This is a genomic window from Pseudomonas sp. B3(2017) (genome assembly GCF_002113595.1).
GTDB lineage: Bacteria > Pseudomonadota > Gammaproteobacteria > Pseudomonadales > Pseudomonadaceae > Aquipseudomonas > Aquipseudomonas ekonensis.
Genome location: NZ_NEIU01000003.1, coordinates 41,481 through 64,308 on the forward strand (window position 1 = coordinate 41,481; position 22,828 = coordinate 64,308).

Genomic DNA, 22,828 nt, shown 5'->3' on the forward strand with positions numbered 1-22,828 from the left:
GCCTGAGCTTAGCCACGGAAGCCTGCGCAGGAGAAGCGCAATTTGCGCCAAATCCGCGGACGGTCCGCCCTGCGCGCCGCCGACAGGAATTAAATGCCCGAACAGCGGTTGCCATCGCCGGGGCCGTCGGCAACACTCTCGTCCCTTTGCAGCAGGAGGTGCCCCGTGAGCCCCGTCGATATTTTCCGGTTACTGTCGCTGGCGGCCATCTGGGGCGCCAGCTTTCTGTTCATGCGCATCATCGCGCCGGTGATCGGCACGGTTCCCACGGCGTTCTTCCGGGTCTCGATCGCCGCCGTCGGGCTGCTGGTGATCCTCGGTCTGATGCGCATCAGCTGGGACTTCAAGGGAAAGCTGAAGACCGTGATGCTGCTGGGCCTGATCAACTCCGGGATCCCGGCCACGCTGTACTCGGTGGCCGCCCAGGTGCTGCCGGCCGGGTACTCGGCGATCTTCAACGCCACCACGCCGCTGATGGGCGTGCTGATCGGCGGGCTGTTCTTCAGCGAAAGACTCACGGCGGCCAAGCTCGGCGGCGTGTTTCTCGGCCTGCTCGGCGTCGGCGTGCTCACCCGCGCAGGCCCGGTAGCGTTCGACCTGCCGCTGCTGATGGGCGCCCTCGCCTGCCTGCTGGCCACCACCTGCTACGGCTTTGCCGGGTTCCTGGCGCGGCGCTGGCTGGACCAAGCCGGCGGGCTCGACAGCCGCCTGTCGGCACTGGGCAGCATGCTCGGCGCCACGCTGTTCCTGCTGCCGCTGTTCGGCTACAGCGCCCTCACCCAACCGCCGGCGAGCTGGGGCGGCTGGAACGTGTGGCTGTCGCTGCTGGGCCTGGGCTTGGCGTGCACCGCCTTCGCCTACATTCTCTATTTCCGTTTGCTGAGTTCGATCGGCCCGGTCAAGTCGATGACCGTGACCTTCATGATTCCGCCGTTCGGCGTGCTGTGGGGGGCGTTGTTCCTGGATGAGCCGCTGTCGTTGGCGCATCTGTATGGCGGGGTGTTGATTGCGCTGGCGTTGTGGCTGGTGCTGAAGCCGGCGGTGGCCAAACCTGCCGAAGCGCCGGCACGCTAGGCCGGCAGCGTCACTGAAACAGTCATCGCCGGCAGGCAGGCCGCAAAACCCTGTAGGAGCTTGCCTGCAAGCGATGAGGCCGGCACCGACGACATCGCCGCCAGGTCGGCTCCCACAAGGCATTCCTGTGAATGCCGACCCGCCGGCGATGACCGCCGTCAGGCCTTACGGAACACGAACACCAGGCCGACGATGATCAACGCCATCCCCAGCACGCTCAGCATCGCCAGGCGATTGCCGAAGATCAGATAATCCATCACCGCCGTGACCGCCGGCACCAGATAGAACAGGCTGGTGACGTTAACCAGATTGCCCCGGGCGATCAGCCGGTACAGCAACAGTGTCGCCAGCACCGACACCACCAGCCCCATCCACAGCACCGGCACGATGAACCCCGCCGTGCGCTCGAAATGGAACGGCTGGAACGGCACGAACACCCCGCACAGCAGCAATCCGGCCAGGTACTGCACCGGCAGCGTGCCGAGCGGGTTGTCGGTGATGCGCTTCTGCATGATCGAGCCGAACGTCATGCTCGCCAACGCCAGCAGGCCGAACAGCATGCCGGCCCATGACATCCCGGCCAGGCCGATGCCCTGGTAGACCACCATCACCAGCCCCGCCAGCCCCAGCGCCAGGCCGAACAGCCGCGAAGCCGAACGCTGACGCTCCATGATCGCCACCGTCAGGATCGGCTGCACGCCCATGACGGTCGCCATCACCCCCGGCGTGACTTTGCGGTCCAGGGCCAGCAGATAGAAGATCTGATAGGCTCCCAGCAACACCACGCCGGTGGCCAGCGCATACAGCATCGGCCTGCCGCCGGCAGGCAGCTTCAGCTTGAGCAACGGCACCAGCAGCACCAGCCCGCACAGGGCGATCACAAAACGCAGCAGGAGAAAGGCAAAGGGCGACGCGTGGGCCAGGCCCCATTTGGAGAAGATCGCCCCGCTGCTCCACAGCAGGACGAACAGGCTCGTGGACGCCGCCGCGAGCGCGGATTTTTTCGAAAGGACAAACATGCATGCCACCTGTAGTCAGGCAAATAGCCAACTCAGCCGAAGCTGAAATTCAGTAGGTTTTTCCGGGCGGGCACGGGGGACGGCGGAAAACGCCGATCAGCCCGAAACCCCGACGCCCGGTGGCGGTGCGACTGCGCGCACCGGCGTGCCACTGACAGGTGGTGGAGGGTAATGACTGATCTGCACAGGCTGCCGGTTCCCGCACGGCACGACGCCAGCGTTGACCGCCGGATCGACTACCGCGTTGACTGGGGATGCAGGCATCTGGACTGATCTTCTTTGCAGATTGGAGGGGTGAGCCTGAAGCTCACGAGGGCCGACTATAACCAGCCGGTGACACAGAATGCAACGATTGGGCGCGACGATCGAACGCCGCGCACGTCGCCCCGGATTCACGGGCATGAAAAAGCCGCTCATCGGGAGCGGCTTTTTCGTTTGCGGCCGGGTATCACCCAAACAGCCAATACCCCAGCAACGTCAGCACCACCACCGCCAGCACCGGCCGCATCACGCGGTAGGCCTTGGGGTGGCGGCGTTTCCATTGCTTGACCGCGCTGCTGAACCTGTCGCTGAAGCTTTTGCTCCAGGCGTAGGCCTGGTTGATGCCGCCGACGCGTTCGTCGTCCAGGTTCTGGGGGGCCGTGGCCCGGCCCAGCCAGGCGCTGATGAAGCGGTTGATACGGGTCATCAGGCGGTTGCTCAGCGGACGCTCGATGTCGCAGAACAGGATGACGCGGGTCTTGTCGGTTTCGTTCTTGACCCAGTGCACGTAGGTCTCGTCGAACATCACGTCCTCACCGTCGCGCCAGGCGTAGACCTGGCCGTCGACGAAGATCCGGCAATCGTCGGAATTGGGCGTCGACAGGCCGAGGTGGTAGCGCAGGGAGCCGGCGAACGGATCGCGGTGCGGGTTCAAGTGGCTGCCGCCCGGCAACAGCGCGAACATCGCGCCCTTGACGTTGGGGATCGCACTGACCAGCGCCACGGTCTTGGGGCACAGGGCCTCGGCGGACGGCAGCGGCTTGTCGTACCACTTGAGGTAGAAACGCTTCCAGCCCTTCTTGAAGAACGAGCCGAAACCGGCGTCGTTGTTCTTTTCGGCGGCGCGGATGTAGCCCTCGTCGAACAGGTGCATGGCCTCGTCGCGGATGGTTTCCCAGTTGTCGCGCAGCACGTCCAGCTCAGGGAACTTGCTGCGGTCCAGGTACGGCCGGGACGGCACGCCCGAGAACAGGTACATCAGCGTGTTGTACGGGGCGAACAGCGCCGAGTGGTTGACGAACTGACGCAGCACCGGCAGGCGCGCCTTGCCGCGCAGATGCACGAAGAGAATGCTGCCCACGAACAGCAACAGCACCGACACCTTGGCGGCCAATGGAAAAGTCATCAACAACTCCTTGAAAAAAGACAACGCTGCGCAATGTCATCTGCCCGACATGGCGGCCGGCCATGATAAACACTCCCGGCGCCGGGAAAAACCCGCCGGGCCAAGATTCAGTGTTAAGGGTTGCGCAACAAAGCACTTCTTAACACACGTGTCCTGAACCCCGGCTGACGTGAGTCAATCCTTGCCCTTACTGCTGGTTCTCCTGATCGGTGAACAGATCGCTGAACAACATGCTCGACAGGTAACGCTCACCGGAGTCCGGCAGCACCACGACGAGGGTCTTGCCCTGCATTTCCGGGGTCTCGGCCAACCGCACCGCCACCGCCATCGCTGCACCGCAGGAAATCCCGCACAAGATGCCCTCTTCCTGCATCAGCCGCAGGGCCATGGCCTTGGACTCTTCATCGGTGACCTGCTCGACCCGGTCGACCATCGTCAGGTCCAGGTTCTTGGGCACGAAACCGGCGCCGATGCCCTGGATCTTGTGGGGGCTGGGCTTGATCTCTTCACCGGCCAGCGCCTGGGTGATGACCGGGGACGCCACCGGTTCCACCGCCACCGACAGGATCGGTTTGCCCTGGGTGTTCTTGATATACCGCGAGACACCGGTGATGGTTCCGCCGGTGCCCACTCCCGCCACCAGCACGTCGATGGCGCCGTCGGTGTCGTTCCAGATTTCCGGACCGGTGGTCTTCTCGTGGATCGCAGGGTTGGCCGGGTTGTCGAACTGGGCCGGCATGAAATATCGGCCGGCATCGCTGGCGGCGATTTCGGTGGCTTTCTCGATGGCGCCTTTCATGCCCTTGGCCGGCTCGGTGAGCACCAGCTCCGCGCCCAGGGCCTTGAGCACCTTGCGTCGCTCGATGCTCATCGAGGCCGGCATGGTCAGCATCAGCTTGTAGCCGCGGGCCGCCGCCACGAACGCCAAGCCGATGCCCGTATTGCCCGAAGTCGGCTCGATGATGGTCATGCCCGGCTTGAGGCGGCCGCTGCTTTCGGCGTCCCAGATCATGTTCGCGCCGATCCGGCACTTGACCGAGTAGCCCGGGTTGCGACCTTCGATCTTGGCCAGGATGGTCACGCCGCGCGGGGCGATCCGGTTGATCTGCACCAGCGGCGTGTTGCCGATGGAATGGGCGTTGTCAGCGAAAATGCGGCTCATGGCTGGGTCCTTACGACAGCGTTGGATTCAGCCGTCCAAGGTAAGCCTGTTGCGGCGGCCAGTCCAGCCCGTCCCGACCCGGTCGAACGACTGCGGCGGGCAGCAGTCAATCGCTTTAAACCCTGCGGAAAATGCCGTCATGAAACGTCGCTACCGCTGGCCCCTGTGGACGTTCGCCACCGTCGTGGCGCTGCTGGTCGCCCTGCACGTCGCCCTGCCTTGGCTGGTGCGCGACTACCTGAACGACAAACTGGCGGACATGGGCGACTACCGCGGCCGGATCACCGACGTCGACCTCGCCCTGTGGCGCGGCGCCTACAAGATCAATGGCCTGAAGATCGTCAAGGTCACGGGCAAGGTGCCGGTGCCGTTCGTCGACGCGCCGCTGATCGACCTGTCGGTCAGCTGGCGTTCGCTGTGGCACGACCATGCGGTGGTGGCACGGGTCAAATTCGTCAAACCCGAAGTGAACTTCGTCGATGGCGGGGCCAACAAGCAGAATTCCCAGACCGGCCAGGGCACCGACTGGCGCGCCCAACTGGGCAAGCTGCTGCCGATCACCCTCGACGAAGTGCAGATCGACGACGGACGCATCCGCTTTCGCAATTTCAACTCCAAGCCACCGGTCGACATGAGCGCCACCCACGTCCAGGCCATCGTGCGCAACCTGACCAACGTGGCGGACACCCAAGGCAAGCGCGACGCCCGCCTGGACGGCAAGGCCCTGCTGCTGGGCCACGCACCGCTGGAAACCCTGGCCACGTTCGATCCGTTGAGCAACTTCGAAGACTTCGAGTTCCGCCTTCGCGCCCGGGACATCGAACTCAGGCGCCTGAACGACTTCGCCTCGGCCTACGGCAAGTTCGACTTCAACGCCGGCCACGGCGACGTGGTGATCGAGGCCCGGGCCGAGAAGGCCCGGCTCAGCGGCTACATCAAGCCGCTGCTGCGCGATGTCGATGTGTTCAATTGGCAGCAGGACGTGGAAGACAAGAACAAGGGCCTGTTCCGCTCGATCTGGGAAGCGCTGGTGGGCGGCACCGAAACCGTGCTGAAAAACCAGGGCAAGAATCAGTTCGCCACCCGCGTCGAACTCAACGGCAGCGTCCACCGCCAGGACATCAGCGCGTTCGAGGCGTTTCTGCAGATCCTGCGCAACGGTTTCATCCAGGCGTTCAATGCCCGGTATGAACGGCCGAAACCCGATGCGGGCGACTGACGGGGCCGCTGCGCAGCCCAGCGGGAGCAAGCTCCCTCGCCACAAAGGCAGACCGGCCAAGCAACCGTCGCCGATGCCATCCATCGGCCGAAACCGAGTCAACATGTGACGCTCCATTCAGAGACTGAATACGCCGTCTGCGTTCACAGTCGGCCGGGCTGCGCGTTATAGTCGGGCCATCCGTTTTTTCGTCCCGCCCTGCCCGTTCAGGCCGGCGTCACCGTTCGAGGATTTGCAGATGAAGTTCGAAGGCACCCAGGCCTACGTCGCCACCGATGACCTGAAGCTGGCGGTCAACGCCGCCATCACCCTGGAGCGGCCGCTGCTGGTCAAGGGCGAACCGGGCACCGGCAAGACCATGCTCGCCGAGCAACTGGCCGAGTCGTTCGGCGCCAAGCTGATCACCTGGCACATCAAGTCCACCACCAAGGCCCACCAGGGCCTGTACGAGTACGACGCGGTCAGCCGCCTGCGCGACTCGCAGCTGGGCGTGGACAAGGTGCACGACGTGCGCAACTACCTGAAGAAAGGCAAGCTGTGGGAAGCCTTCGAGTCCGAGGAGCGGGTGATCCTGCTGATCGACGAGATCGACAAGGCCGACATCGAGTTCCCCAACGACCTGTTGCAGGAACTCGACAAGATGGAGTTCTACGTCTACGAGATCGACGAGACCATCAAGGCCAAGAAGCGCCCGATCATCATCATTACCTCCAACAACGAGAAAGAGCTGCCGGACGCCTTCCTGCGCCGCTGCTTCTTCCACTACATCGCCTTCCCCGACCGCACCACCCTGCAGAAGATCGTCGACGTGCACTACCCGGACATCAAGAAGGACCTGGTCAGCGAAGCGCTGGACGTGTTCTTCGACGTACGCAAGGTGCCGGGCCTGAAGAAGAAGCCCTCGACCTCCGAACTGGTCGACTGGCTCAAGCTGCTGATGGCCGACAACATCGGCGAAGCGGTGCTGCGCGAGCGCGATCCGACCAAGGCCATCCCGCCGCTGGCCGGCGCCCTGGTCAAGAACGAGCAGGACGTGCAACTGCTTGAGCGACTGGCTTTCATGAGCCGTCGCGGCACCCGCTAAGAGGCTGACGCCATGCTGCTCAACCTGTTCAACGAAATGCGCGCAGCCAAGGTGCCGGTGTCGGTGCGCGAGCTGCTGGACCTGATCAACGCGCTGAAGCAGCGCGTGACCTTCGCCGACATGGACGAGTTCTACTTCCTGTCCCGGGCGATCCTGGTGAAGGACGAGCGCCATTTCGACAAGTTCGACCGCGCGTTCGGCGCCTACTTCAACGGCCTGGAGAAGCTCGACGACCACCTCCAGGCGCTGATTCCCGAAGACTGGCTGCGCAAGGAATTCGAACGCTCGCTGACCGACGAGGAGCGCGCGCAGATCCAGTCCCTCGGGGGCCTGGACAAGCTGATCGAAGAGTTCAAGAAACGCCTGGAAGAACAGAAGGAACGCCACGCCGGCGGCAACAAGTGGATCGGCACAGGCGGCACCAGCCCGTTCGGCTCCGGCGGCTTCAACCCCGAGGGCATCCGGGTCGGCGACGCCGGCAAGCGTCAGGGCAAGGCCGTGAAGGTCTGGGATCAGCGCGAGTACAAGAACCTCGACGACTCCGTGGAGCTGGGCACCCGCAACATCAAGGTCGCCCTGCGCCGCCTGCGCAAGTTCGCCCGCCAGGGCGCGGCGGAAGAGCTGGACATCGACGGCACCATCGACCACACCGCCCGCGACGCCGGCCTGCTGAACATCCAGATGCGTCCGGAGCGGCGCAACACGGTCAAGCTGTTGCTGCTGTTCGACATCGGCGGCTCGATGGACGCCCATGTGAAGATCTGCGAGGAACTGTTCTCGGCCTGCAAGACCGAGTTCAAGCACCTGGAGTACTTCTACTTCCACAACTTCATCTATGAGTCGGTGTGGAAGAACAACATGCGCCGCACCTCCGAGCGCACTTCGACCATGGACCTGCTGCACAAGTACGGCGCCGACTACAAGGTGATCTTCATCGGCGACGCCGCCATGGCGCCCTACGAGATCACCCAGGCCGGCGGCAGCGTCGAGCACTGGAACGAAGAGCCGGGCTACGTGTGGATGCAGCGCTTCATGGAGAAGTACAAGAAGCTCATCTGGATCAACCCTTATCCAAAAGACACCTGGGGCTACACCTCCTCGACCAACATCGTGCGCGACCTGATCGAGGATCAGATGTATCCGCTGACGTTGCGCGGGCTGGAAGAAGGGATGCGCTTCCTGTCCAAATGACTTCGTCGCCCGGACGGGCGCAATCGCCAGCAGGCTGGCGATGGCGCCCGGTCTGACACCCCGGTGCCGGATGTCCCGTCCTCTTCGCGGGCACGTCGAATCGTCGCACCGCCGCTCCCACAGTGATCCCGGCCGTCCACAAACCTTGCTTACGCCACGAAACCTGTGGGAGCCAGCCTGCTGGCGATGGCGTCGGTGATGACGCCGCGACAGTTGCCCGCCAACGGCACCTGCCGACAAAGCCCTCAGCGTTCGACGAAGCGCCGCAGATACTCGACCTGCTCACGGTGCGCGGTGTCCTGCACCACCGGCCGCAACCGTACCTGCGCCCCCGGCAGGCATTGCGCCAGGCGCGCCAGCGCCAACGGCGTCAACGCGCCCAGGCGCGGGTAACCGCCGATGGTCTGCCGGTCATTGAGCAGCACGATCGGCTGGCCGTCCGGCGGCACCTGCACCGCGCCCAAGGGAATGCCTTCGGAAATCATCGGCCGGCCCTGGTACTGCAACGGCGTGCCCAGCAGGCGGATGCCCATGCGGTCGGCCCGGCTGTCGAGCGTCCAGGCACGGTTGAACGCATCGAACAGGCTCTGCCCGCTGAATTCGCCGATCTGCGCGCCCAGCACCAGGTCCAGCGGTGCCTTCAGGGCCAGGTCCGGCCGATGCTCAAGCGGCACTTCACGCACCGGCAAAGTCGCATCGTCACAGTCCAGCAACGCGCCTTTGGCCAACGGCAATCCCCTGCCCTCGAGGCCGCCCAGTTCTTCGCGCACCACCGTCGAGCAACTGCCCAGCACCTGCGCCGCCGCAAAACCGCCGGGCGCCGCCAGATAGGCGCGGGCGCCGCTCAGCGGCTGGGTGAACTGCAGCGTCTGCCCCCGACGCAAGGTGAAGCTGCGCCAAGGCAGCAGCGGCTCGCCGTCGATACGGGCGCCGAGGTCGGCCCCGGCCAGCGCCAGCACGCAGTCGTGCTGCGCCACCACGGCAAAGCCGCCGAGGGTGATCTCGATCACCGGCCGGTCAAGCCCGTTGCCCAGCAGCCAGTTGGCCCAGGCCATCGAGCGCCAGTCCGCCGCGCCGCCCTGGGTCACGCCCAGATGGCGCACGCCGAACCGCCCCGCATCCTGCAACTGGCACAGCGGTGTGCTTGCTTCGATCAACAATCGGCTCATGCCAGGGCCTCCAGTGGCGTGTCGTCACCGCCGAGGCGGATGAACTCGGCATGGCTCACCGCCTCGAACCGCACGGTGTCGCCGGGCTGCATCAGGCTGTAGCCGTCTCGGTCGCGGTCGAACAGCCTGGCCGGGGTGCGGCCGATCAGGTTCCAGCCGCCGGGGGACACCGCCGGATACGCTGCGGTCTGGCGCTCGGCGATACCGACGCTGCCGGCGGCGACCTTCTTGCGCGGGGTGTCCAGCCGCGGCGCCGCCAGCGCCTCTTCCACCAGCCCCATGAAGGCGAAGCCCGGGGCGAAACCGAGGGCGAACACCTGATATTCCCGTGCGCTGTGGCGGCGGATCACCTCCTGCACCGTCAACCCGCTGCGCCGGGACAGCAAGCTCAGCTCCGGCCCGACGCTCAGGTCGTACCAGACCGGCAGCACATGGCAGCGGCCCGCGGAACCCGTGTTCGGCGACAGCCCGGTCAGGGCTTCGGCGATCCGCTCCCGCGCCTGGGCCGGGTTCAGGGCCGTCAGGTCGTAATGCACCATCAGCGTCGTGTAGGACGGCACCAGATCAATCAGGCAATCACCGAACACTGCGCGCAACCGCTCGCCGGCGGCCAGCATCCACGGCATGTTGGCCTCGGCGATCTCATCGAACAGGCGCACCATCAGGCAATCCAGCGCCACCACTTCCACCCGTGGGTTCATGACGCGCCCTGCTCGTCCAAGGCCTGGCGGATGCGCTGCACGGCGGCCACGGAAGCGGCGTTGTCGCCGTGCACGCACAGGGTGTCGGCGTGCAGGAGCAGATCCGAGCCGTCGCTGGCGACGAGGAACTCGCCGCGGGCGATGGTCAGCGCCTGCCGCACCACCGTTTCAGGATCGTGATGCACCGCGCCGGGCAACTGGCGCGACACCAGCCGCCCGGCGTTGTCGTAGGCGCGGTCGGCGAAGGCTTCGAACCAGAGCGTCACGCCGTACTCGTCACCCAACTGCTGCGCCGCCGAGTTGTCACGGGTGGCCATCAGCATCAGCGGCAGCGCACGGTCGTACGCCGCCACGGCCTGGATCACCGCCCGCAGCTGGGCCGGGTTGGCCATCATGTCGTTGTACATCGCGCCATGGGGTTTGACGTAGCTCACCCGCCCGCCCTGGGCGCGGCAGATGCCGTCGAGGGCGCCGATCTGGTAATGCAGGATGTCTTGCAGTTCCTGGGCGCTGTAGGCCATGGAACGCCGGCCGAACCCCACCAGGTCCTGATAGGCCGGGTGCGCGCCGACCTTCACCCCGTGGCTCAGGGCCAGGCTCACGGTCTTGCGCATGATGCCCGGATCGCCGGCGTGGAAACCGCAGGCGATGTTGGCGCAGTCGATGAAGGGCATCACTTCGGCGTCCAGCCCCATGGTCCAGCTGCCGAAACTCTCGCCGATGTCGCAATTCAATAGCAGGCGGTTCACGGTGAACACTCCTGTAGCTTTGATCTTTTTCTGCCGTGGGACGCTTGCCGTCAGGCAGCGCCCCGCAGGTTATCAGTTACTGTGCGTCCAGTTGCTTGCCGCGGGTTTCCGGCAGGCTCAGCGCCGCGAGAATCACCACGCCATAGGACACCGCCGCGAAGGCGCCGATGCCCAGGCTCAGCGGCACCTTCTGGCTGAGCAGGCCGATCAGCAAAGGAAACAGCGCCGCCAGCGCCCGGCCGACGTTGTAGCAGAAGCCCTGGCCGGAGCCGCGGATGCGGGTCGGGAACAGCTCGGTGAGGAATGCGCCCATGCCGCTGAAGATCCCCGAGGCGAAGAAGCCCAACGGAAAGCCCAGCCACAGCATCACGCCATTGCTGACCGGCATCTGCGTGTAGAGCAGCACGATGGTGAACGAACCCACCGCAAACAGGATGAAGTTCTTCTTGCGCCCCAGCAGGTCGGTCAGATAGGCGCTGATCACATAGCCGGCATAGGAACCGACGATCACCATCGCCAGGTATCCACCGGTGCCGAGCACGCTCAGGCCGCGCTCGTTCTTCAGGAAGGTCAGCAGCCAAGAGGTGATCGCGTAGTAGCCGCCGAGCGCACCGGTGGTCAGCAGCGAGGCGCGCAGCGTGGTGAAGAGCATGCCGGGTGCGAAGATCTCATAAAACCTGGACGGGTTCTGCGGGGTTTGCGCGGCCTTGGCTTCGCGGTAGATCTCCGGATCCTTCACCAGGCGGCGGACGAACACCACGAACACCGCCGGCACGATGCCGAGGATGAACAGCGCCCGCCAGGCGTCTTCGGCCGGCAGCACCGAGTACAGCAGCGCATACAGGATCGCGGTCAGCCCCCAGCCCAAGGCCCAGCCCGACTGCACCATGCCCACCGCCTTGCCGCGGTCCTTGGCGCGGATCACTTCGCCGATCAGCACGGCGCCGGCGGTCCATTCGCCGCCGAAGCCGAAGCCCATCAAGGTGCGGGCGATCAGCAGTTGCTCGTAGTTCTGGGCGAAGCCGCAGAGGAAGGTGAAGAACGCGAACCACAGCACCGTCAGCTGGAGGGTGCGCACGCGGCCGATGCGGTCGGAGAGGATCCCGGCCACCCACCCGCCGATGGCCGACGCGATCAGGGTACTGGTGTGGATCAGCCCGGCCTGGCCCGTGGTGATGCCCCACATCGCGATCAGGGTCGGCACCACGAAGCTGAGCATCTGGGTGTCCATGCCGTCGAGGCCGTAGCCGATCTTGCAGCTCCAGAAGGTGCGACGCTCTTGCTTGTTGATGTTGCGGTACCAGTCGAAGGGGCCGGGGCGGGCCGCCGTCTTGGGGTGATCGAGGGTGTCGGGCGCACTCATGGCAAGTCTCCGCAGGCTTTTATTGGTCTTGTTCGTAGTCCCGACGACGCCTATCGTGGGAACCGCATGCGCCGATTCTTGGGCGCACCGCCCTGCTGCGTCCAACGAATAAAAACCCGCCCTAGCCATAAGAAAAATTTGATCCCATGAACCTGAAGTTTCTCGAGACCTTTGTCTGGGTCGCCCGCCTGAAGAGCTTTCGCCTGACCGCCGACAAGCTGTTCACCACCCAGGCCTCGATTTCCAGCCGCATCGCGGTGCTCGAAGGCGAACTCGGGGTGAAACTGTTCGTGCGCGACTCCCGGGGCGTCAGCCTGACGCCCGAAGGCCTGAAGGTGCTGGAATACGCCGAGCGGATGCTCGACACGATGCAGGCGCTGAAGCAGTCGATCGAAACCCGCTCCAGCAAGGTCGGCCGGGTGCGCATCGGCGTGATGGACACGGTGATCCACACCTGGCTCAGCCCGTTGGTGGCGCAGATGACCGACCTGTACCCCCGGGTGGAAATCGAGCTGGTGGCGGATACGTCGCTGAACCTCTGCGATCAGCTGCAAAAGGGTTTTCTCGACCTGATCCTGCAGACCGACCTGGTGCGCCAGGAAAGCGTGCGCAGCCTGGCGCTGGCCAGCCATCCGGTCGGCTGGATCGTCGCCAGCCAATCGATCTACAACCGCGACTACACGGGCCTGGCGGACCTGGCGCAGGAGCGGATCATCACCTACTCGAAGAACTCCCGCCCCCACCAGGACATCCTCGCGCTGATGCAGGCCGAGGGCGTGCCGGCGCCACGGCTGAACTGCGTGAACTCGGTGTCGGCGATCACCCGCCTGCTGCGCGACGGCTTCGGCATCGGCGCCCTGCCGCCGGTGCTGGTGGCCGAGGAACTGGCGCGGGGAGAACTGACCCTGCTCGACATCGCGCAGCGGCCGCAGGACCTGCAGGTGGTGGTGTCGTGGCGGATCGGGGTGGAATGGGTCGAGGACATCGTGACCCTGTGCCAGCAGGTGCTGGAGGCGTATGCGCGCAAGGTGGGCGAGGGTTACATCGTCCTGTCGAAATGACTGCCCCACGCTGGGCGTGGGGCAGTCAGGTCAGAGGCCGCGCAGGTCGCGTTCCTCGATCGGCCGGCTCTGGCGCAGGCGCTTGCCGCCCAGCACCACCCAGTCGATCAGGCGGAACAGGCATTCCAGGCCGAACGACAGCAGCATCGCCCCGCCCATGCCCCAGACCATCGCCTCCGGGGTCAACAGGATCTGGTAGCTGTAGCCGTTCCAGGTTTCCTTGCGGATGTCCGGATCGGCGGCCAGCACCACTTGCAGGAAGCGGATGTACCACGGCCCCTGCATCGCCTGGTACTGCTTGTCCAGCGCGAGCTGGCGGTTGAGCAAGGTGCTCAGGCTGTCGGCGTCGCTGCGGAACACCGGGTCTTCGCTGGCGCGGTAGTGGGCGACCAGCGCCTGCAGGTCACCCTTGAAGAACTGCTCGGCGGTGCCCTGGAAGCCGCGCAGGCCGGTCTGCGCCTCGATCAGGTGGGCCTCGACCCGTTTGGCGTAGTCGTTGATGAACCCCGGCACCTGGACACCGACCAACAGGCCCGCCGCAAACAACACCAGCCGCAGATAACTGAGCAACATCGCAGGATCCTTATTCGGTCTTGCCCTGGCTGACGCATTCGCCGCGCCGCCACAGGCTCCACTGGCCCGGTTCGTAGCGGGTCCAGGTTTCGTTTTCGGTCAAGGGTTCGGTGGCGATCACCGTGACCACGTCGTTGGGCGTGGTTTCGGCCTGAAAATCGACGATCACGTCGACGTCCTTCAGCCGCGCCGGGCCGAACGGCGCGCGCCGGGTGATCTGCGCCAGTTTGGTCGAGCAATAGCAGAACAGCCAGTCGCCGTCGCTGAGCAGACAGTTGAACACGCCTTTGCCGCGGTACTCGGCGCAGGCGGCGACCAGGTCCGGCAGCAGCACTTCGATGTCGACCGGCTCCGGGAACGCGGCACGCACGCGGTTGAGCAGGTCGCAGAACGCCGCCTCGCTGTCGGTGTCGCCGACCGGGCGGTAGAAGCTCTGCGCCGGCGCAAAGTCCGCCAACTGGCCGTTGTGCGCGAAGCACCAGTTGCGCCCCCACAGCTCGCGGACGAACGGGTGGGTGTTGGACAGGCAGACCTTGCCGACGTTGGCCTGGCGGATGTGGCCGATGACCACTTCGCTCTTGATCGGGTAGCGCTGCACCAGGTTGGCGACTTCCGATTCGCAGCTGGCCGCCGGATCCTGGAACAGCCGCAGCCCGCGCCCTTCGTAGAACGCGATGCCCCAGCCGTCGCGGTGCGGGCCGGTGCGGCCGCCGCGCTGCATCAGCCCGGTGAAGCTGAACACGATGTCGGTCGGCACGTTGGCGCTCATGCCCAATAGTTCACACATGTGCAGGTTCCCGTGGCTACAGACGCGGCTCGACCCGCATGCGCTGCGGGTTGCCCGGCAACGGCGGACGGCCGTAGCGGTCGTCGCCGGCGCCGCCGAAGGCTTGGCCGGCGTCCCGCTCGTCTTCGGCGCGGGCCGCGGCACGGGCGGCTTCGGCCTGTTCCTTGCGCGCGTTTGAGGCCCGTTCGATCGGGAAGCGGATCAGCACGAAGATCAGGTAGATGCCGAAGGCGATCATGGCGTACATCAGCAGCTCGGAGATCGCGCGAAAGGCGTTGTTGCCGACCTTGAACAGCAGGTCCAGCGCCGTGATGGCCACCGCCGGGGCGTATTTTTCCTTCACCGGGTCGATGATGGTCGGCGCGAACAGCAGCACCGCCACCAGCAGCCGCAGCGGCTCGCGCAGCCAGCGCCACATCCAGCGGGTCATGCGCATCCACACCAACAGGCAGCCCAAGGCGGCGAAGGCGTAGAGGCCCCAGGCGATCAGATAGTCGTTCTCGGTCATGGTGTCCATGGCAAGGCAGGCAAAGAGGCGCTTATAGTAACGGCTTTTCGCACGGCCGGCTTGCCCCAAAAGACATGCAGCCTGCGGGAGCCGGCCTGCCGGCGACGAGGCCGGCGCATTCGGCGTCGATGCTGTCTGGCTGGCCCCACAGGATCGGCCATGCCGTCCCGGCCTGCGAACACCCTCTTTCCGAATCTTGTCCTGGAGCCCTCCATGCCCGCATCCGTCAACGCCCTCAGCGCCCCGATCGCCCGCAGAGCCCCCGGAGCCGACCCGTACGCCTGGCTGCAGGAGCGCGACACCGACGCGGTGCTCGACTACCTCAAGGCCGAAAACGCCTACCAGCAGGCGCAGACCGCCGATCAGGAAGGCCTGCGCGAATCCCTGTTCGAGGAGATCAAGGGCCGCATCCTGGAAACCGACCTGTCGCTGCCCTCCCCTTGGGGCCCGTACCTGTACTACACCCGCACCACCGCCGGCGACGAATACGCCCGCCACTACCGCTGCCCGCGGCCGACCGACGGCAGCCTGACCCTGGACGAAAGCCGCGAGCAGCTGCTGCTCGACCCCAACGCCCTGGCCAACGGCGGGTTCTTCTCCCTCGGCGCGTTCAGCGTCAGCCCGGACCATCAGCGCCTGGCCTACAGCGTCGATGCCTCGGGGGATGAGATCTACACCCTGTTCGTCAAGGAGCTGTCCAACGGCAAGGTCAGCGAACTGGCGTTCGAGGACTGCGACGGCAGCATGACCTGGGCCAACGACAGCCTGACCCTGTTCTTCGGCGTGCTCGACGACACCCACCGCCCGCACATGCTAATGCGCTACCGGCTGGACGGCACCGCCGCCGAAGAGGTGTTCCACGAGCCGGACGGGCGCTTCTTCCTGCATTGCTACCGTTCGAGTTCCGAACAGCAATTGCTGCTGTCGTTGGGCAGCAAGACCACCAGCGAAGTCTGGGCGCTGGACGCCAACCGGCCGCAGGAGGCCTTCACTTGCCTGGCGCCACGGGTCGAGGATCACGAATACGACGTCGATCACGGCAAGCTCGACGGCCAGTGGACATGGTTCATCCGCACCAACCGCGACGGCATCAACTTCGCGCTGTATCACGCCCCCGACACCGGCCACGCCCCGACCGAGGCCGATTGGCAGAACCTGATTCCCCACAGCGACACGGTGATGCTCGACGGCCTGAGCCTGAACGTCGGCGCCCTGACCCTGAGCCTGCGCGAAGGCGGCCTGCCGGTCATCGAAGTCCGCCCCCAGGGCCTGGCGCCCTACCGCGTGCAGTTGCCGGACGCGGCCTACAGCCTCTACGTGCAGAACAGCCTGGAGTTCGACAGCGACCGCATCCGCCTGCGCTACGAGGCCCTCAACCGGCCGGCCCAGGTGCGTCAGCTGATCCTGGCCAGCGGTGAACAGGCCGTGCTCAAGCAGACCCCGGTGCTCGGCCCATTCGATGCCGACGCCTACGTCAGCCAGCGCTTGTGGGCCACGGCGCCGGACGGCACCCTGGTGCCGATCAGCCTGGTGGTCAAACGGGAAATGCTCGGCCGGCCGGTGCCGCTGTACCTGTACGGCTACGGCGCTTACGGTTCGAGCCTCGACCCGTGGTTCTCCCACGCCCGCCTGAGCCTGCTTGAACGCGGCATGGCCTTCGCCATCGCCCACGTGCGCGGCGGCGGCGAACTGGGCGAGGCCTGGTACCGCGCCGGCAAGCAGGAACACAAGCACAACACCTTCAGCGACTTCATCGCCTGCGCCGAGCACCTGATCGCCGAGGGTTTCACCACCTCTCCGCAACTGGCGATCAGCGGCGGCAGCGCCGGCGGCTTGCTGATCGGCGCGGTGCTCAACCAACGCCCTGACCTGTTCGGCGCGGCGATCGCCGAAGTGCCGTTCGTCGACGTGCTCAACACCATGCTCGACCCCGAGCTGCCGCTGACCGTCACCGAATACGACGAGTGGGGCAACCCCGGGGAGCCGGACGTGTACACGCGGATCAAGGCCTACGCGCCGTACGAGAACGTCACCGCCCAGGCCTACCCCGCCACGCTGGTGATCGCCGGCTACAACGACAGCCGTGTGCAGTACTGGGAAGCGGCCAAATGGGTGGCCAAGCTGCGCGCCACCAAGACCGACGACAACCCGCTGCTGCTCAAGACCGAACTGGGCGCCGGCCATGGCGGCATGAGCGGGCGCTATCAGGGATTGCGTGACGCAGCGCTCGAATATGCATTTGTCTTCAAGGTTCTGGGGATCGCCTGAGGAACTCCGCCGGTCAGTCGGGTCTTAACTCCCGACACCGCAGGCCGATAGTTCGTACAGCCCTGTGGGAGCGAGCCTATTCGCCCCGCAGGGGGTCTGTGTGAAGCCTGGAAACCGTGAAAACAAAAAAGACCGCGACGACATGTCAGAACCGACTCTGCTCAACAACGAAATCCGCGACTGGCTGATGGACTGCGGCCTGTTCGACCAACTGCTGCCGGCGGACTTCGCCGCCGCCTCGGGTTACTTCAGCATCAGCACCGTGGCCGAGGGCCAGGCGATCTTTCGCGAAGGCGATGCCGGCAGCTTCATGTGCATCATCCACAGCGGCCAGGTAGCGGTGCAGAAGACCAACGGCGACGGCCAGACCGTGACCATGGCCACCCTGCGCAGCGGCCGTGCGTTCGGCGAGATGGCCGTGCTCGACGGCGAACGCCGCTCGGCCACCTGCGTGGCGGCGAGCGACTGCCAGTTGCTCAACCTGGGCAAGGACTCCCTGGAAAAGATGCTCAACGACGCGCCGAAGATCGCCGCCAAGATCATCCGCGCCCTCGCCGTCTCGCTCTCCAAGCGCCTGCGCATGGCCGACGGCCAGTTGGCGGCGCAGCAGATCTAGCCGCCGGGGGATTTGCTCTTGGCCGCAGGTTCGATTCCCGGCACCGGCTGGTCCTTGGCCGGCGGGCTGGGCATTTCGATCGGCACCAGCGGCGGGCCGCCACTGCCGGCTCCGGTCTTGGGGATCGGCACGGGGCTGATCTGCGGGTACGGGGTCGGCGTCGCCGTGCCGGGCGAGCCGGGCTGGCCGGCCGGCGCCACCGGAACCGACTGCTGGGCCCGGACCTGCGGGATCGAGATTGCGGCCATCGCAATGACCGCTAGAATGGTGCGCTTCATTCAGGGCTCCGTATTGGCCTGAGTCTGTGCACAGGCTACTCCCAACCGGATCCGGCTGCCTGTCCTTTCTTGCAGGATCCTGCGGGCCCTGGGCTAAACTCTGCTGTAACCGTCATTAGTCTATTACCAAGGTGAACCCATGAGTTCGTCGACCCCGACCAACACCTCGAAACTGGACCGCATCCTCGCCGACAACCAGCGCGACAAGGAAATGGGCTACCGCGACAAGGCCCTGAAAATGTACCCGCACGTCTGCGGGCGCTGCGCCCGGGAGTTCTCCGGCAAGCGCCTGAGCGAACTGACCGTGCACCACCGCGACCACAACCACGACAACAACCCGCAGGACGGCTCCAACTGGGAGCTGCTGTGCCTGTACTGCCACGACAACGAACATTCGCGCTACACCGACCAGCAGTACTTCGGCGAAGGCTCGCTGAGCACGCCGAAGATCGCCAAGGCCACCCACAACCCGTTTGCCGCGTTGGCCGGGATGATGAAGAAGGACGACTGAGGTTCTTTGTCGGCCATCCGGGCCTCATCGTCGGATCGCCGCCCGGGGCAAGCCCGCTCCCACAGGGTTTTGCAGTGGTCACAATTTTTGCATCCACCAAGATCCCTGTGGGAGCTGCGGTGCGACGACTCGACTTGCCAGCGAAGGCGTCATTCAAGGCGCCGTAGGACAGAAGCAAGACAGTTGCTCCCACAGTGTCATGTGCACTACCGCCCCCTGTGGGAGCGGGCCTACCCCGGGCGGCGATCCGACGATGGGGCCGGAACAGTCGCCGCAGATCCCGAACCTGCCCCCCTCCTCCCCAATCCCCGTATAATCGCCCTCTTTTTTCCGAAGGCACCCCGCTCGTGGCAGACAAACGGTACAGCTGCATTGGTTTGTTCAACCCCAAATCACCGGAGAACGTCGGCTCGGTGATGCGCGCCGCCGGCTGCTACGGCGTGGCGTCGGTGTTCTACACCGGCAAGCGCTATGAGCGCGCCGCCGATTTCGTCACCGACACCAAGCGCGTGCACTACGACATCCCGCTGATCGGCATCGACGACCTGAAGAAGATCCTGCCCCTGGGCTGCGTGCCGGTCGCCGTGGAGCTGGTGGACGGTGCCCGCGCCCTGCCGGAGTACACCCACCCGGACCGCGCACTGTACATCTTCGGCCCCGAGGACGGATCGCTGGACAAGGAGATCCGCGACTGGTGCGAAGACGTGGTGTACATCCCCACCACCGGCTGCATGAACCTGGCCGCCACGGTCAACGTCGTGCTCTACGACCGCATGGCCAAGGGCCTGAACACCCGCTCCGGGCCGAAATTCCGCTGAAGCGTCGCCATTGCGATGGAACAAGCCGACGGCCTGCGCAGTCAGCTTGAGTATCCCCACTCATTGCCCGGAGACAGATCATGAGCGAACTCAAACGCGTCGAACGCATCGAATCCACCCCTTTCCAGAGCCGTTCCGACCAGAACGTGCAGGGCTGGGAACGCATCGGCTCGCTGGCCGGCGGTGTGCTGATGGTCGGCAAGGGCCTGCGCCGGGGCGGCGTGTTCGGCCTGATCCAGGTGGCCATCGGCGGCGTGGCCATGGCCCGCGGCCTCACAGGGCACAGCTCCGTGAAGAGCCTGCTGGAAAAGAGCCGTCAGGACATGAACAACGTGCGAGCGAAGATCGAGCGGGCCGGCGAAGAGTTGCGCACCTTGAAGGCCAACGCCGAGGCCGCGACCCGCACGGCGACGGTGACCGGCAACGAGTCGGTCAAGTCCCCGAAGGCCGGGGTCTGACCCTGGATCTGGGTTGAGCTGAAGGGCCCTGTCGCCAGCAGGCTGGCTCCCACAGGGGAAAGGGTGGGAAACAGCCTGCTGGCGATAGCGGCGCTACTTGAGCAATGCGCTGTCGAGCACCCTGGACGACTCGCCGATCACGCCCTCGGCCAGTTGCACGAACGCCGGGGCATCCACTCGCCCCGACTGCATCGCCCCGCGCAGCACATCGTCCAGCGAGCGCTTGTTGCGGGTCTTGAGGCGGATCTCGCGGTCCAGTTCCTGCAACAGCAGCACGGCCTTGGCCACCTGCGCCGGACTGGCCTGGACGCCGCGCAACGTGGTGACGCCATGGCTGTCCGTGGTCAGCTTCGCCTGCCAGGCCTGATACCGGTCGTCGCTCATGCCGCCGGCGCGGCGCAGCAGTTCAACGGCGTAGTACTCGGCCAAGCCTTCGCTGATCCAGTCGTTGCGCTGCCCGTCGTTGATCCGGCCCAGCACTTGGGTCAACTCGCGCAGCAGGGCGCTGGCGCCGCTTTCGCTGACCAGCGGCAAACGGGTGTTCAGGTAAACGGAACCATGGGCGCCCAGGCCGCCGCGCCACATCGGGTCGTTGGCCCCGACGATCAGCAGCTTGCCGGGATGCTGGGGATACAGCGCCTGCACCTGCGGCCAGACGAACGTCAGCAGCGTCAGCACATCCATGCGCCGCATGCCCTGGCCCTTGGGCGAGGCCACGGTGACTTCGGTTTCCCCCAGCCGTGCGCGGCGGCTGCCCAGGTGACCGGCGAGCATCCAGCCGGTAGGACGGTCGAACAGGCGCGACGGGTTGTCGATGCGGAATTTGTTCCGGCCGATGCGCGGCCAGGCGGTTTCGATGCTGTTCCAGCCCTCGGGCAAGTCGAACTGCAGACGCGCGACCAGCTCGGTGCCGTCCTGCTGGTCGAGCCGGGCCGGCGGCACCAGCTCATCGCCGCGCAGCAGCGCCCAGGCCGGGGTCATGCGGGTGTCGAAGCTGCCGCTCTTGCGACCGTGGCTAATGCGCACGCGATAGGTCAGGCTGGCGCTGTCCGCCGCCGGACGCCATACGCCGCGGGCCTGCTTACCCGGGCTCAGCTGCCATTGGCCGTCGGCCTTGAAATCGCTGTAGCGGCTGCCGTCGCCCAGGTCGAAATCCAGGCGGCGCACCGCTTCGCCCTTGGCGAGGGTCAGGCGCACTTCGGCCTGATCGCTCTGCGGCAACAGGCGCACGCGGTAGTCCAGATCGACTTTGTTCGCCGCCCACACCGGCGCGCTCAACACCAGCAGGCCTGCGGCCAGCACCCGACGCAATCCCGAAGCCATGCCCACTCCCTTGTGAGTCTGTGAAGGTTTATCCGGCGCGGAAAATCAGGTGATCTTCCCAGTCCTCTTCCGGCACGCTGCCTTCGGCGAGCATGCGCCCGGACTGGGAAATGCGTTCGTGGTGCACCGCGTCACGGTCGCCGCACACCAGGTGGTGCCACAACGGCAGGTCCTTGCCTTCGCTGACCAGGCGGTAGCCGCAGGTCGGCGGCAGCCACTTGAACTCGTCGGCCTTGCCCGGCGTGAGCTGGATGCAGTCCGGCACGAATTCGCGGCGGTTGGGGTAGTCGCTGCACTGGCAGGTCTTGAGGTCCAGCAGCTTGCAGGCGATGCGCGTGTAATAGACGCTGTTGTCCTCTTCGTCCTCAAGCTTCTGCAGACAGCACAGCCCACAGCCGTCGCACAGCGATTCCCATTCCTGCGGATCGAGCTGATCGAGGGTTTTGCGTATCCAGAACGGTTCGACTTTGGCGGCCATGGCTCAAGCATCAACATCAGGTGGTGAAAAGGCCGCCAGTCTAGTGCCCAAGGCCCGGCGGACCAAGCGTCGGCGACTGCCGGTTGCGCCGGGCTTGTCAGTTTTCCCGGGGCCAAGTAGCTTTGCCTGTCGCAACAAGCCCCGCCCGGGTGCCATCAACGCTCGACCGCGTTGCCGTCCGGCGAACCGCACGGCTCAACGGAACCCCATCGGTCAGTCCGCCTGACCCCGCCAGGTTCCGGTTCGACTCTCTTACTCAAACGTAGCAAGGAATCTCTTGATGAGTGCCAACCCTCGCGTTGCCGATTACGCCATTCACCCGCAGTTCACCGACCGCTGGTCGCCCCGCGCCTTCACCGGCGAAGCGATCCCGGAGGAAACCCTGCTGAGCTTCTTCGAAGCCGCACGCTGGGCGCCGTCGGCCTACAACTCGCAGCCATGGCGCTTTCTCTACGCCCGTCGCGACACGCCGAACTGGGAGCGTTACCTGGGCCTGCTCAACGAATTCAACCGTGCCTGGGCACAGCACGCCTCGGCCCTGGTGATCGTGATCTCCAAGACCACCTTCACCGCACCGGGCGCCGCCGAAGAGACCCCGGCGCTGTGGCACACCTTCGACACCGGTTCGGCCTGGGGCCACCTGGCGCTGCAAGCGAGCCTGAGCGGCTGGCACACCCACGGCATGGCCGGCTTCGACCAGGAGCTGACCCGCAAGGAGCTGAACATTCCGGAAGGCTACGCGCTGCACGCGGCCGTTGCCGTCGGCAAGCTGGGCGACAAGGCCACCCTGGCCGAGTACCTGCAGGCCCGCGAAGTGCCGAGCCCGCGTCGTCCGCTGAGCGAGCTGGCTGCCGAGGGTGACTTCACCCTCTGAGGCCTTTGTTGCCTCACTGACGCCATCGCCAGCAGGCTGGCTCCCACAGGGACAGGTGCACGACGCAGATCCCATGCAGGAGCGAGCCTGCTCGCGATTGCGCTCCGCCGGACACCCAGCGGTGACTGACACACGCCGCTGTCGCGGGCAGGTCAGC

Annotated in this window: 24 protein-coding genes; 11 read left to right on the forward strand and 13 right to left on the reverse strand. The window is 65.6% G+C overall.

Going from position 1 to position 22,828, the window contains the following annotated elements; translation table 11 throughout:
* Positions 1-165 precede the first annotated feature (165 nt).
* The gene (locus CAG33_RS04930; protein WP_085585032.1) at positions 166-1,074 is read left to right on the forward strand and encodes a DMT family transporter; all 909 of its coding nucleotides are present in this window, start codon (positions 166-168) and stop codon (positions 1,072-1,074) included.
* A gap of 158 nt (positions 1,075-1,232) precedes the next feature.
* Here CAG33_RS04930 and CAG33_RS04935 read toward each other — a convergent pair whose 3' ends face one another.
* From CAG33_RS04935 to cysK, 3 genes are all read right to left on the reverse strand, one after another.
* Positions 1,233-2,093 carry a DMT family transporter gene (locus tag CAG33_RS04935; RefSeq protein ID WP_085585034.1) on the reverse strand — a complete coding sequence of 287 codons (861 nt, stop codon included), beginning with the start codon at positions 2,091-2,093 and terminating at the stop codon, positions 1,233-1,235.
* Between the two features lie 448 nt (positions 2,094-2,541).
* Positions 2,542-3,480 carry an aspartyl/asparaginyl beta-hydroxylase domain-containing protein gene (locus tag CAG33_RS04940; RefSeq protein WP_085633046.1) on the reverse strand — a complete coding sequence of 313 codons (939 nt, stop codon included), beginning with the start codon at positions 3,478-3,480 and terminating at the stop codon, positions 2,542-2,544.
* 187 nt (positions 3,481-3,667) lie between these two features.
* Positions 3,668-4,642 carry a cysteine synthase A gene (gene cysK / locus CAG33_RS04945; RefSeq protein ID WP_085585038.1) on the reverse strand — a complete coding sequence of 325 codons (975 nt, stop codon included), beginning with the start codon at positions 4,640-4,642 and terminating at the stop codon, positions 3,668-3,670.
* A 139-nt stretch (positions 4,643-4,781) separates the two neighbouring features.
* Here cysK and CAG33_RS04950 point away from each other — a divergent pair, with 139 nt between their 5' ends.
* The 3 genes from CAG33_RS04950 (at position 4,782) to CAG33_RS04960 (ending at position 8,136) form a co-directional block, all read left to right on the forward strand.
* The gene (locus CAG33_RS04950; protein WP_085585040.1) at positions 4,782-5,861 is read left to right on the forward strand and encodes a DUF748 domain-containing protein; all 1,080 of its coding nucleotides are present in this window, start codon (positions 4,782-4,784) and stop codon (positions 5,859-5,861) included.
* 238 nt (positions 5,862-6,099) lie between these two features.
* Positions 6,100-6,945 carry a MoxR family ATPase gene (locus tag CAG33_RS04955; RefSeq protein WP_085585042.1) on the forward strand — a complete coding sequence of 282 codons (846 nt, stop codon included), beginning with the start codon at positions 6,100-6,102 and terminating at the stop codon, positions 6,943-6,945.
* A 12-nt stretch (positions 6,946-6,957) separates the two neighbouring features.
* A complete protein-coding gene (locus CAG33_RS04960; RefSeq protein ID WP_085585044.1) occupies positions 6,958-8,136 on the forward strand; it encodes a VWA domain-containing protein in 1,179 nt (392 codons plus the stop codon).
* A 245-nt stretch (positions 8,137-8,381) separates the two neighbouring features.
* Here CAG33_RS04960 and CAG33_RS04965 read toward each other — a convergent pair whose 3' ends face one another.
* The 4 genes from CAG33_RS04965 to CAG33_RS04980 form a co-directional block, all read right to left on the reverse strand.
* Positions 8,382-9,305: a biotin-dependent carboxyltransferase family protein gene (locus CAG33_RS04965; RefSeq protein WP_085637179.1), complete on the reverse strand. Its 924-nt coding sequence runs from the start codon at positions 9,303-9,305 to the stop codon at positions 8,382-8,384.
* Positions 9,302-10,006: an allophanate hydrolase subunit 1 gene (locus CAG33_RS04970; protein WP_085585049.1), complete on the reverse strand. Its 705-nt coding sequence runs from the start codon at positions 10,004-10,006 to the stop codon at positions 9,302-9,304. The genes CAG33_RS04965 and CAG33_RS04970 overlap by 4 nt, the downstream gene beginning before the upstream one ends.
* The gene (locus CAG33_RS04975) at positions 10,003-10,755 is read right to left on the reverse strand and encodes a 5-oxoprolinase subunit PxpA (protein WP_085633096.1); all 753 of its coding nucleotides are present in this window, start codon (positions 10,753-10,755) and stop codon (positions 10,003-10,005) included. Before CAG33_RS04975 ends, CAG33_RS04970 begins: the two co-directional genes overlap by 4 nt.
* A gap of 76 nt (positions 10,756-10,831) precedes the next feature.
* Positions 10,832-12,118, reverse strand: coding sequence for an MFS transporter (locus CAG33_RS04980; RefSeq protein WP_085637182.1), 1,287 nt, complete (start codon positions 12,116-12,118; stop codon positions 10,832-10,834).
* 146 nt (positions 12,119-12,264) lie between these two features.
* Here CAG33_RS04980 and CAG33_RS04985 point away from each other — a divergent pair, with 146 nt between their 5' ends.
* Positions 12,265-13,179 carry a LysR family transcriptional regulator gene (locus tag CAG33_RS04985; protein WP_085585055.1) on the forward strand — a complete coding sequence of 305 codons (915 nt, stop codon included), beginning with the start codon at positions 12,265-12,267 and terminating at the stop codon, positions 13,177-13,179.
* Positions 13,180-13,209: 30 nt separating this feature from the next.
* Here the strand turns inward: CAG33_RS04985 and CAG33_RS04990 are convergent, their stop codons facing one another.
* From CAG33_RS04990 to CAG33_RS05000, 3 genes are read right to left on the reverse strand one after another with little or no spacing between them, the layout of a single operon-like run.
* Entirely contained in the window at positions 13,210-13,752 is a 543-nt protein-coding gene (locus CAG33_RS04990) for a DUF2937 family protein (RefSeq protein WP_085585057.1), read from the reverse strand.
* 10 nt (positions 13,753-13,762) lie between these two features.
* Positions 13,763-14,539 carry a class II glutamine amidotransferase gene (locus tag CAG33_RS04995; protein WP_085585059.1) on the reverse strand — a complete coding sequence of 259 codons (777 nt, stop codon included), beginning with the start codon at positions 14,537-14,539 and terminating at the stop codon, positions 13,763-13,765.
* Positions 14,540-14,555: 16 nt separating this feature from the next.
* Positions 14,556-15,056 carry an MFS transporter gene (locus tag CAG33_RS05000; protein WP_085585255.1) on the reverse strand — a complete coding sequence of 167 codons (501 nt, stop codon included), beginning with the start codon at positions 15,054-15,056 and terminating at the stop codon, positions 14,556-14,558.
* A gap of 204 nt (positions 15,057-15,260) precedes the next feature.
* Between CAG33_RS05000 and CAG33_RS05005 the strand changes: the two genes are divergently transcribed.
* Positions 15,261-17,315 carry a S9 family peptidase gene (locus CAG33_RS05005; protein WP_085585061.1) on the forward strand — a complete coding sequence of 685 codons (2,055 nt, stop codon included), beginning with the start codon at positions 15,261-15,263 and terminating at the stop codon, positions 17,313-17,315.
* A gap of 142 nt (positions 17,316-17,457) precedes the next feature.
* Complete coding sequence (locus CAG33_RS05010; protein ID WP_085585257.1) at positions 17,458-17,931, forward strand: cyclic nucleotide-binding domain-containing protein; 474 nt, start codon at positions 17,458-17,460, stop codon at positions 17,929-17,931.
* Here the strand turns inward: CAG33_RS05010 and CAG33_RS05015 are convergent.
* Positions 17,928-18,209 carry a hypothetical protein gene (locus CAG33_RS05015; RefSeq protein WP_085637185.1) on the reverse strand — a complete coding sequence of 94 codons (282 nt, stop codon included), beginning with the start codon at positions 18,207-18,209 and terminating at the stop codon, positions 17,928-17,930. The genes CAG33_RS05010 and CAG33_RS05015 overlap by 4 nt on opposite strands.
* 139 nt (positions 18,210-18,348) lie before the next feature.
* Between CAG33_RS05015 and CAG33_RS05020 the strand changes: the two genes are divergently transcribed.
* The 3 genes from CAG33_RS05020 to CAG33_RS05030 all read left to right on the forward strand — a co-directional run bounded on the left by CAG33_RS05020 (position 18,349) and on the right by CAG33_RS05030 (position 19,996).
* Positions 18,349-18,720, forward strand: a complete 372-nt coding sequence (locus tag CAG33_RS05020; RefSeq protein WP_085585065.1) for a YajD family HNH nuclease — start codon at positions 18,349-18,351, stop codon at positions 18,718-18,720.
* Positions 18,721-19,067: 347 nt separating this feature from the next.
* Positions 19,068-19,538 (forward strand): RNA methyltransferase, encoded by a 471-nt coding sequence (locus CAG33_RS05025; protein ID WP_085585067.1) that lies wholly within the window; start codon positions 19,068-19,070, stop codon positions 19,536-19,538.
* Between the two features lie 80 nt (positions 19,539-19,618).
* Positions 19,619-19,996 carry a DUF2892 domain-containing protein gene (locus CAG33_RS05030; protein ID WP_085585069.1) on the forward strand — a complete coding sequence of 126 codons (378 nt, stop codon included), beginning with the start codon at positions 19,619-19,621 and terminating at the stop codon, positions 19,994-19,996.
* Positions 19,997-20,089: 93 nt separating this feature from the next.
* Here the strand turns inward: CAG33_RS05030 and CAG33_RS05035 are convergent, their stop codons facing one another.
* Both CAG33_RS05035 and CAG33_RS05040 read right to left on the reverse strand, forming a co-directional pair.
* The gene (locus CAG33_RS05035) at positions 20,090-21,319 is read right to left on the reverse strand and encodes a hypothetical protein (RefSeq protein WP_085585071.1); all 1,230 of its coding nucleotides are present in this window, start codon (positions 21,317-21,319) and stop codon (positions 20,090-20,092) included.
* 28 nt (positions 21,320-21,347) lie between these two features.
* On the reverse strand, positions 21,348-21,797 hold the full coding sequence (locus CAG33_RS05040; RefSeq protein WP_085585073.1) for a YcgN family cysteine cluster protein: 450 nt from the start codon (positions 21,795-21,797) through the stop codon (positions 21,348-21,350).
* 280 nt (positions 21,798-22,077) lie between these two features.
* Between CAG33_RS05040 and CAG33_RS05045 the strand changes: the two genes are divergently transcribed.
* Entirely contained in the window at positions 22,078-22,671 is a 594-nt protein-coding gene (locus CAG33_RS05045; RefSeq protein ID WP_085585075.1) for a nitroreductase family protein, read from the forward strand.
* The last annotated feature ends 157 nt before the right edge of the window (positions 22,672-22,828 follow it).

Bases quoted from the DNA above. Each gene is read 5' to 3' on its own strand.
- CAG33_RS05015 (WP_085637185.1), bottom strand. From the start codon at position 18,209: ATGAAGCGCACCATTCTAGCGGTCATTGCGATGGCCGCAATCTCGATC.
- CAG33_RS05030 (WP_085585069.1), top strand. From the start codon at position 19,619: ATGAGCGAACTCAAACGCGTCGAACGCATCGAATCCACCCCTTTCCAG.
- CAG33_RS04990 (WP_085585057.1), bottom strand. From the start codon at position 13,752: ATGTTGCTCAGTTATCTGCGGCTGGTGTTGTTTGCGGCGGGCCTGTTG.
- CAG33_RS05005 (WP_085585061.1), top strand. From the start codon at position 15,261: ATGCCCGCATCCGTCAACGCCCTCAGCGCCCCGATCGCCCGCAGAGCC.
- CAG33_RS04935 (WP_085585034.1), bottom strand. From the start codon at position 2,093: ATGTTTGTCCTTTCGAAAAAATCCGCGCTCGCGGCGGCGTCCACGAGC.
- CAG33_RS04940 (WP_085633046.1), bottom strand. From the start codon at position 3,480: ATGACTTTTCCATTGGCCGCCAAGGTGTCGGTGCTGTTGCTGTTCGTG.
- CAG33_RS04970 (WP_085585049.1), bottom strand. From the start codon at position 10,006: ATGAACCCACGGGTGGAAGTGGTGGCGCTGGATTGCCTGATGGTGCGC.
- CAG33_RS04985 (WP_085585055.1), top strand. From the start codon at position 12,265: ATGAACCTGAAGTTTCTCGAGACCTTTGTCTGGGTCGCCCGCCTGAAG.
- CAG33_RS05010 (WP_085585257.1), top strand. From the start codon at position 17,458: ATGTCAGAACCGACTCTGCTCAACAACGAAATCCGCGACTGGCTGATG.
- CAG33_RS05035 (WP_085585071.1), bottom strand. From the start codon at position 21,319: ATGGCTTCGGGATTGCGTCGGGTGCTGGCCGCAGGCCTGCTGGTGTTG.
- CAG33_RS04960 (WP_085585044.1), top strand. From the start codon at position 6,958: ATGCTGCTCAACCTGTTCAACGAAATGCGCGCAGCCAAGGTGCCGGTG.
- CAG33_RS05045 (WP_085585075.1), top strand. From the start codon at position 22,078: ATGAGTGCCAACCCTCGCGTTGCCGATTACGCCATTCACCCGCAGTTC.
- cysK (WP_085585038.1), bottom strand. From the start codon at position 4,642: ATGAGCCGCATTTTCGCTGACAACGCCCATTCCATCGGCAACACGCCG.
- CAG33_RS04995 (WP_085585059.1), bottom strand. From the start codon at position 14,539: ATGTGTGAACTATTGGGCATGAGCGCCAACGTGCCGACCGACATCGTG.
- CAG33_RS04955 (WP_085585042.1), top strand. From the start codon at position 6,100: ATGAAGTTCGAAGGCACCCAGGCCTACGTCGCCACCGATGACCTGAAG.
- CAG33_RS04965 (WP_085637179.1), bottom strand. From the start codon at position 9,305: ATGAGCCGATTGTTGATCGAAGCAAGCACACCGCTGTGCCAGTTGCAG.
- CAG33_RS04950 (WP_085585040.1), top strand. From the start codon at position 4,782: ATGAAACGTCGCTACCGCTGGCCCCTGTGGACGTTCGCCACCGTCGTG.
- CAG33_RS05020 (WP_085585065.1), top strand. From the start codon at position 18,349: ATGAGTTCGTCGACCCCGACCAACACCTCGAAACTGGACCGCATCCTC.
- CAG33_RS04980 (WP_085637182.1), bottom strand. From the start codon at position 12,118: ATGAGTGCGCCCGACACCCTCGATCACCCCAAGACGGCGGCCCGCCCC.
- CAG33_RS05040 (WP_085585073.1), bottom strand. From the start codon at position 21,797: ATGGCCGCCAAAGTCGAACCGTTCTGGATACGCAAAACCCTCGATCAG.
- CAG33_RS05000 (WP_085585255.1), bottom strand. From the start codon at position 15,056: ATGGACACCATGACCGAGAACGACTATCTGATCGCCTGGGGCCTCTAC.